7 protein-coding genes are annotated in these 8,350 nt (G+C 74.5%); 6 read left to right on the top strand and 1 reads right to left on the bottom strand.

Going from position 1 to position 8,350, the window contains the following annotated elements:
* Window positions 1–461: 461 nt before the first annotated feature.
* Window positions 462–611: a hypothetical protein gene (locus ACZ4W5_RS10220; RefSeq protein WP_465653843.1), complete on the top strand. Its 150-nt coding sequence runs from the start codon at window positions 462–464 to the stop codon at window positions 609–611.
* Window positions 612–802: 191 nt separating this feature from the next.
* Here ACZ4W5_RS10220 and ACZ4W5_RS10215 read toward each other — a convergent pair whose 3' ends face one another.
* The gene (locus ACZ4W5_RS10215) at window positions 803–1,159 is read right to left on the bottom strand and encodes a beta/gamma crystallin domain-containing protein (protein ID WP_465653842.1); all 357 of its coding nucleotides are present in this window, start codon (window positions 1,157–1,159) and stop codon (window positions 803–805) included.
* 539 nt (window positions 1,160–1,698) lie between these two features.
* On the opposite strand from ACZ4W5_RS10215, the gene ACZ4W5_RS10210 reads away from it, so the two are divergent.
* The 5 genes from ACZ4W5_RS10210 (at window position 1,699) to ACZ4W5_RS10190 (ending at window position 8,246) form a co-directional block, all read left to right on the top strand.
* Window positions 1,699–3,207 carry a DUF8189 domain-containing protein gene (locus ACZ4W5_RS10210; protein ID WP_465653841.1) on the top strand — a complete coding sequence of 503 codons (1,509 nt, stop codon included), beginning with the start codon at window positions 1,699–1,701 and terminating at the stop codon, window positions 3,205–3,207.
* Between the two features lie 11 nt (window positions 3,208–3,218).
* Complete coding sequence (locus ACZ4W5_RS10205) at window positions 3,219–4,688, top strand: DUF8189 domain-containing protein (protein ID WP_465653840.1); 1,470 nt, start codon at window positions 3,219–3,221, stop codon at window positions 4,686–4,688.
* A gap of 207 nt (window positions 4,689–4,895) precedes the next feature.
* A complete protein-coding gene (locus tag ACZ4W5_RS10200; RefSeq protein WP_465653839.1) occupies window positions 4,896–5,669 on the top strand; it encodes a serine/threonine protein kinase in 774 nt (257 codons plus the stop codon).
* 14 nt (window positions 5,670–5,683) lie between these two features.
* The gene (locus tag ACZ4W5_RS10195) at window positions 5,684–7,048 is read left to right on the top strand and encodes a serine/threonine-protein kinase (RefSeq protein WP_465653838.1); all 1,365 of its coding nucleotides are present in this window, start codon (window positions 5,684–5,686) and stop codon (window positions 7,046–7,048) included.
* Between the two features lie 148 nt (window positions 7,049–7,196).
* Complete coding sequence (locus ACZ4W5_RS10190) at window positions 7,197–8,246, top strand: BTAD domain-containing putative transcriptional regulator (RefSeq protein WP_465653837.1); 1,050 nt, start codon at window positions 7,197–7,199, stop codon at window positions 8,244–8,246.
* Window positions 8,247–8,350 lie beyond the last annotated feature (104 nt).

Below are 8,350 nucleotides of genomic sequence, written 5' to 3'. Positions count from 1 at the left end.
CCCCCCCCCCCCCCCCCCCCCCCCCCCCCCCCCCCCCCCCCCCCCCCCCCCCCCCCCCCCCCCCCCCCCCCCCCCCCCCCCCCCCCCCCCCCCACGACCGTCCACCACCGGGACGGCTCTGTGCCACCACCTCGGGATCAGCCGGATTGGCTCTTCGTCCCCGCCGGCCAACCCCTCCTAGCCCGGCGAGGCGTGGAGCGTCACGGCGTAAGTCCTCTAAGGCGGGGATCCGCCCCGCGCTCGCGGGGGTTGCTCGGAGAACCTCCCGGTGGCGCGGCGGATCGCGCCGTTTCTCGAAGGAACCCACGATCTCTCACTCCTTCAAGAGCGTGCGCTGGTCCCCGACGACGCCTGCACCAGGTGCCCACGTACCCGTGCGTGTCCGACACGCGCGGACCAAACACGGCCCGAACCGGTGCCAACGCTGTCCCGCTGCTCACGGAAGGGCCATTTTCGAGCAGGTGCCCATCCGCCGGCGCATCGACCTCCAGGTCGCCACCCCGGGCCTCGCCGCCCGCGCCACCGACGGCCGCGTGGAGCGCGCCGACGCCCACGCCGGGCGCTGGTCCGGCCACGGCCCGGTCGCGGTGGCCTACGGCCTGGACAGCTGACCGGCACGCGGCCGCGGGAGCACAGGTCGGTGCCGGCCGCGCCTGGGGGCGGGGCCGGCACCGGTGGTGAGCCGGGGTGGAGCGGATTTACCTCACGGAAGATTCGACGGCGATCCAAGTACCGGGGGCTGCGGGGAGTTGCGGTGGTGCGGCCGGGGAATTTCCGTTCGGGGACCGCTCCGGCGGTTTCGTCAGAGGATCCGGATGGAGTTCACCTTCGGCGGGCGGTTCGGGTACGAGATGTCGGTCCAGCGGTTGACCCGCACCGAATCGCCGTTGGCGTCGGAGTAGATCAGGTCGTTGTTCCCCGTGGAGATGCGGTCGACCCACCACCCGCCGAAGTCGATCGACCCCGCGTTCGCGTAGCAGTCCACGCTGTCGCGGCCGTCGAGGTGCGACCAGATCTTCAGGAAGTCATTGCGGTTCCCGTCGCACGGGATGTGGTCGATGGCGAAGGCGCTGCCGGACGGCACGGCCACGGTGAGGGTGGCCGCCGCGGCGAAGGCCAGGGCCATCGAGCTCGCGGCCTTCTTCGCTTTCGTGAACATGGATGCTCCTCAGTCGGATGGAATGACGAATCGGAGTCCGCTGCGCAACGAGCTTCCGTTGCGTCGTACTCGATCAGTATCCGGACCGGGTTTATGAGGGTCAATCGAACGGGCCTTGGCTCAAGGCGTTCTCGGTCATTTCCACGAGGATTATCCGCGAGGCGTGGGGCGTGGTTCGTCCGGTGCGTCGCGTGGGGCTCCGGGGCAGGACTGACGGGTCGTCGGTCCGAGGCCGCCCGGTGGCCGCTCTGACGTGGGGCGACGGCCGGGCCGGCGAGGGGGCCCGCCAGGGGCCGGGGGCACGTGGCCGGGAGAAGGGGGTGGGGGTGGCGTCCGCGCGACCGGGGGCAGTGTCGGTGGGGTGGGGTGGTGGTGTCAGTCCGGATGGTTCCGGGTTCCCGGGTGGGTGGCGGGTGGTTAGCGTGCCCCGGGTGGTCCGGAGGGGCCGCTATCACGCGTCTTCAGGAGGTCGGGATGACCGCGCACCACCCCAGTCGTAGGGCTCGCCGCCGCCGGTGCAGGGCATGAGGGGCGGACCGGTGCTGGGTTCCGTTCCGCGGCTGGTGCTGGCCGCGGCCGCGCTGCTGCTGCCGGTCGCCGTACCGGCCGCGCCCGCCGGGGCGGCGCCGGTGGCGGTCGCCGGGTTCGCGGCGTCCTGCCCGGCCCGCGGCCAGATCTCCCAGGGCTACACCCCGGAGCACAACGGCATCGACATCGCCAACGACTACGGCACCCCGATCTACGCGGTGGGCGACGGCGAGGTGACGGCCTCCGGACCGGCGCAGGGCTACGGCCAGTGGATCCGCATCCTGCACCCGGACGGGACCATCACCGAGTACGGGCACATGAGCGAGCGGGACGTGGCCGTCGGCGAGCACGTGACGGCGGGCCAGCAGATCGCGTTGATGGGCAGCGAGGGCGAGGCCAGCGGCCCGCACCTGCACCTGCGGGTCTGGGCCGACGCCAACGCGACCGTGCGCACCGACCCCGTTCCCTACCTCGCGGACCGCGGCATCACCATGCCCTGCCGACCGGGGACCGGTCCGCGTCCGGCGCCGTTGGTGTATCCGGCGCCGTCCGGAAAGGTGGTGTCGGCGCGCGGGGCGGACGGCCGGCTGGAGGTCTTCGCGGCCGGGGCCAACGGTGTCTCGCACGCCTGGCAGACGGCGGTGAACGGCGCCTGGTCGGACTGGGAGTCCCTGGGCGGACCGGGCGGCGCCGAATTGGCGATCGGTCCGGACGCGGACGGGCGGCTGGAGATGTTCGCCCTCAACGGCGCTACGCTCCAGCATCGTTACCAGCTCGCCCCGTCCGGCGCCTGGTCGGGTTGGGAGGCCTTCGGGGGCGGCGGCCACGACCTCGCCGTCGGCGCCAACCAGGACGGGCGGCTGGAGGTCTTCGCGTCGGGCTCGGTGGGGCTCTTCCACAAGTACCAGACCACACCCAACAGCGGCTGGTCGGACTGGGAATCGGCGGGCGGCGGACCGGCCGACAGCGAAGTCCGGCTCGGCAAGGCCCCGGACGGCCGACTGGAGGTGTTCGCGCTCAACGCCAGCACCTTCCAGCACCAGTGGCAGACCACCCCCAGCGGCGCCTGGTCAACCTGGGAGACCTTCGGCGGCGGCGGGCACGCCCTCACCGTCGACCACAACGAGGACGGACGACTCGAAGTCCTCGCCTCCGGCCCGGCCGGCGTCTTCCACAAGTACCAGACCAACCCCACCACCTGGTCCGGCTGGGAGCCCACGGGCGGACCGGCCGACTCCCGGCTGACCAGCCAGCCGACGGCGGACGGCCGGGTCGAGGTCTTCGGCATCAACGGCAGTACCGCGCAGCACATCTGGCAGACCGGGCTGAACGCCCCGTACGGCCAGTGGGACACCTTCGGCGGCGGCGGCACGGGTATCACCGCCGCGACCAACGCCGACGGCCGGATCGAGGTCTTCGGGACCAGCAGCGCCGGCGTCTACCACAAGTGGCAGACCGGCTTCTCCACCTGGTCCGACTGGGCCTGGCTCAACTCCACCGCCGGCCCCGCCGTCAACTGAGGAGACCTCACGTGACCAGCACACCACGCACCCGACGGGCGCCCCACCGCGTCCTGCTGTCCGCGCTCGCCTCCCTGGGTGTGGCGGCGGGCCTGACGGCGGGCGCCACGCCCGCGCCCGCCGCCACCGGCATCGACCTGTGCGCCGAGGTCGGCTACAACGCGGGCTTCCGGGGCGACGCCCTGGTGACCGCGATCGCCGTCGGCATGGCCGAGTCCAGCTGCAACCCCTCGGCGTCCAACGTCCAGAACAACACCCCGCCGTCCCGCGACCGCGGCCTGTGGGAGATCAACGACTACTGGCACCCCGAGGTCAGCGACGCCTGCGCCTTCGACGCCCAGTGCAACGCCGACGCGGCCTACCGCATCTCCAACGGCGGTACCAACTGGCAGCCCTGGTCGACGTACAACCAGCGCGCGCACGAGCGCTACCTGGGTGCGGCGCAGGCCGCCGCGGACCGGCTCGGCCACCACGACCCGGGGCCGGCGCCGTTGGTGTACCCGGCGAAGTCCGGAAAGGTGGTGTCGGCGCGCGGGGCGGACGGCCGGCTGGAGGTCTTCGCGGCCGGGGCCAACGGGGTCTCGCACGCCTGGCAGACGTCGGTGAACGGCGCCTGGTCGGACTGGGAGTCCCTCGGCGGCCCCGGCGGCGCCGAGTTGGCGATCGGGCCGAACGCGGACGGACGGCTGGAGATGTTCGCCCTCAACGGCAGCACCCTCCAGCACCGTTACCAGCTCGCCCCGTCCGGCGCCTGGTCGAACTGGGAGGCCTTCGGAGGCGGCGGCCACGACCTCGCCGTCGGCGCCAACCAGGACGGGCGACTGGAGGTCTTCGCCTCCGGCCCGGTGGGCCTCTTCCACAAGTACCAGACCGCACCCAACAGCGGCTGGTCGGACTGGGAATCGGCGGGCGGCGGACCGGCCGACAGCGAAGTCCGGCTCGGCAAGGCCCCCGACGGACGGCTGGAGGTGTTCGCGCTCAACAGCAACACCTTCCAGCACCAGTGGCAGACCACCCCCAGCGGCGGCTGGTCAACCTGGGAGAGCTTCGGCGGCGGCGGACGCGCCCTCACCGTCGACCACAACGAGGACGGACGCCTCGAAGTCCTCGCCTCCGGACCGGCCGGCGTCTTCCACAAGTACCAGACCAACCCCACCACCTGGTCCGGCTGGGAGGCCGCCGGTGGACCGGCCGACTCCCGGATCACCAGTGAGCGCTCCCCGGACGGCCGGGTGGAGGCGTTCGCCATCAACGGCAGCACCGCGCAGCACATCTGGCAGACCGGCGTGAACGCGCCCTACGGCCAGTGGGACGGTTTCGGCGGCGGCGGCACCGAGATCTTCGCCGCCGCCAACGCCGACGGCCGGATCGAGGTCTTCGGCGCCAGCAGCGCCGGCGTCTACCACAAGTGGCAGACCGGCTTCTCCACCTGGTCCGACTGGGCCTGGCTCAACACCACCGCCGGCCCCGCCGTGGGCTGACACCACCGGCTCTCCCCCGACCGCGGATCGGCAGGCACGGCCTGCCGGTCCGCGCCGACCGTCCCGCTCACCGAACCCCCCGACCTCGCCGTCACGTGGCCTGCACCACCATTCTGTTTATTGTCATGCTCAAGGAGGTAACGTTCCGTCCGTCAGGGCAACGGTCGGTGTGCGGTACGGGACAGCAGTGTGCGGGACGGGGGAACGGTGAGTGGGATTCTCGTCCACCTGCCGGAGGGGAACGGCGACGAGGCGGTGACCCTGCGGCTCGGGCCGGGGGAGCGGGCGCGTTTCGGGCGGGGCTCGGCCGGTACGCCGGTGGAGCTCCGGCTCGGCGACGAGACGGTCTCCCGGCTGGCCGGGGAGATCCACGCGACCGACGACCACTGGCAGTTGAGCAACCTCAGCAACACCCACGCCTACCTGGTGGAGAACCCGGAGGGCGCCGGTGAGTACCTGCGGGTGCCGCCGCGGCGGATCGGCGCGCCGATCCCCTTCGAGTTCTCCCGGGTGGTGCTGCCCTCGCGGCGCGAAACCCCGCTGTCCTTCCAGGTGTTCGCGCCCGACCACGTCTACCTCGACCCGCACGCCCGCGGCGGCTCCTGGGAGAGCCGCACCATGACGGCGTACTCGCTGGACGAGACCGCCACCTACTTCCTGGTGCTGGTCGCGCTCTGCGAGCCGTGGCTGCGCGACCTCTCCCCCGCCGCCGTGCCCACCACCCCCCAGGTGGTCGCGCGGCTGCGCGGCCACCCCGCCTGCGGCCGGCTCACGGCGCGCGCGGTCAGCTCCCACCTCGACTACCTCGCCGACGAGAAGCTCCGCGTCGAACTGCCCGACGGCGCGGCGCGCCCGGACCGCCGCAGCGGCAAGCGCGAGGCCGTCGTCGGGCTGGCGTTGAAGTTCGGCATCGTCCGCGAGGAGCACCTCGCGCTGCTGCCGCGCCCCGAGGCGCCGGGCCCGGACGGTCGGGAATGGTAGGGAGGGCAGCGAGCATGCACGATCCGGCCTTCTGCGGGGACGGCGAGGACCTGCTGCCACCCGGTCACCGGGTCGGCGGGTGGACCGTGACGGGGCTCATCGGCGAGGGCGGCTGGGCGACCGTCTACGCCGCGCGCCGGAGCGGAACGAACGAGGTCACGGACACAGCTGCGGTCACCGACGCGGACGGCACCGTCGCGCTCAAGGTGCTGCCGACCGCCGGGCTCGCGCCCCGGCAGGCCCGCAGCGTCGCCGAGGCCGCCCGGCGCGAGGTCGAGTTGGCCCGGACCGCGCCGCACCCGCGGCTGGTCCCGCTGCTCGACACCCTCACCCTGACCGCCCCCGAGCACCCCGCGCTGGACGGCGCGATCGTCCTGGTCATGGAGCGGGCGCAGTGCACCCTGCGCGAACTGCTCGTCGGCGGCGTCGACGAGGACCGGGGCGGCCGGATCGTGGCCGGCATCTGCGAGGGCCTGGCCCACCTGCACCGCTCCGGCTGGGTGCACACCGACCTGAAGCCCGAGAATGTCCTGATCGGCCGGGACGGCGAGGTCCGCCTCTCCGACTTCGGCCTCGCCATCGAGCTCACCGGCACCCACGGCCACTGCGCCCCGATGGGCACCCCCGACTACCTCCCGCCGGAGCGGTGGAAGGAGCCGCTCGGCGAGCAGGGTGTCAAGATCCGTACCACCGCGGACATCTGGGCGCTCGGCATCGTGATCCACGAGGTGTTCGCCGCGGGCGTCCCGCCCTTCCCCGGCGCCACCCCGACCGCGCGCAGCGCCGCCGCCCAGCAGTACGCCGAGGGCCGCGCCGCGCTGCGCCTGGCCTCCGACGTCCCGCCGTTCTGGCGCGAGCTGGCCGCCGACTGCCTCGCCCCGACCCACGCCGCCCGCGCCCCGCACACCGCGGAGAGCCTGCTGGCCCGGATCCGCGACCACCGGTCCGGCCGCCGGCCGCGCCGGGGCCGCCGCCCGCGGCTGCGCGCGGCCCTGCTCGCGCTGGTCGCCGCCGCGACGGCCGCCGGTTCCGCCGCGGCGCTCTGGCCGCGCTCCGAGCCGCCCGGGCACCCCGGCCGGATCCGGGTCTTCAACGCCGAGCGCAGCTGCCAGGACCGCGCCGACCGCGACCCCGGGTGCAGCCTCGGCCTGGCCGTCGACCCGCTGCGCCCGTACACGGCCGGCAACGTCGTCCCCACCCGCGTCTGGCACGGCGACACCCTCGACGCCGACTGCCAGCTCGCCACCGGCCTGCCGATCGTGGACGAGGAGGACCGCGCCTCCACCCTCTGGTACCGGGTCCACCTCCCCGACACCGCCACGGCCTGGCTCCCGGCCGTCCGGACCAAGGACCGCCCGACCCTCCTCGACTGCCGCTGAGCACCACGGCGCGCCGGGGCCGTCCCGGCGTACCGGGGCCGTCCGGCGCGCCACTCCGGATCGTTCCGGATTCCGGGCCCGGCGGGCCCGCCACTACCTTGTCGACGGCGCCGACCGGACCGGCCGGCGCGGAGTGCAGGGAGCAGCGATGTCGACGACCGCCACCACCACCCGGCCGAGCACCGCCGAACTCGGGGACCAGGAGCGCGCGGTGCTCCGGGCGGTCGGCTGCGGCCTGAGAGACGACGAGATCGCGGCCGACCTCGCCGTCCCCGAGGAGGTGGTGGCCGGAGTCCTGGCGCGGGTCCTCGGGAAGCTCGGGCTGCGCGACCGGGCCGCCGCCATCGTGCACGCCTTCGACTGCGGGCTCGTCGCGCCCGGCTGCGGCCCCCGCACGCCGGTGCCCAGGTCGGGGCGGGTGCCCGGGCCGGGGCCACGCGGCGCCGCGACGGGCGCTCCGAAGGTGCGGATCTCGGTGCTCGGACCGCTCCGGGCGCAGCACGACGGGAGGGACCTGGACCTGGGGCACCTGCGCCAGCAGGCCGTACTGGCGGCACTCGCGCTGCACCGGGGACGGACCGTCAGCCAGCAGGAGCTGCTGGACGGCGTGTGGGGGTCGGAGCCGCCGGTCACCAACGTGGTGCCGGTGCACGTGTACCGGCTGCGCAAGGCCCTGCGCCGCGGGGACTGTCCGGCCTCGGTGATCGAGCGCGACCGGTACGGCTACCGCCTGGTCGCCGCGGCGACCGAGGTGGACCTGGCCCGGATGGAGGAGCTGGTCACCGCCGCCGGGACGGCGCACCGGGCGGGTGACCTGCCCGAGGCGGTCCGGCTCTGCTCCCGGGCGCTGGACCTGTTCGGCGGGGAGCCGCTGGCCGGGCTGCCGGGCCCGCTCGCCGAACTGGAGCGGCTGCGGCTGACCGAGCGCAGGATCACCCTCGCCCAGCGGCGCTCGGAGTGGCGGCTCCGGCTTGGGCAGTACACCGGGGCGATCACGGAGCTGATGGCGCTGTCCACGGAGCACCCGCTGAACGAGCCGGTGGCGGCGATGCTGATGGGCGCGCTGTTCCGTGGCGGTCGGCAGGCCGACGCGCTGGCCGTGTTCGACCGCACCCGCCGCAGGCTCGCGGACGAGCTGGGGGTTCCGCCGAGCCCGGTGCTGCGGCGGACGCAGCGGCTGATCCTGCGCGGGGCCTGAGGCCACCGGGCCGGGGGGGGGGGGGGGGGGAGGAGAGGGGGGGGGGGGGGGGGGGGGGGGGGGGGGGAGGGGGGGAGGGGGGGGGGGGGGGGGGGGGGGGGTGG

The sequence above is a fragment of the Kitasatospora sp. NPDC029367 genome (genome assembly GCF_055569135.1).
This window is presented reverse-complemented; position numbering and strand designations above follow the sequence as displayed.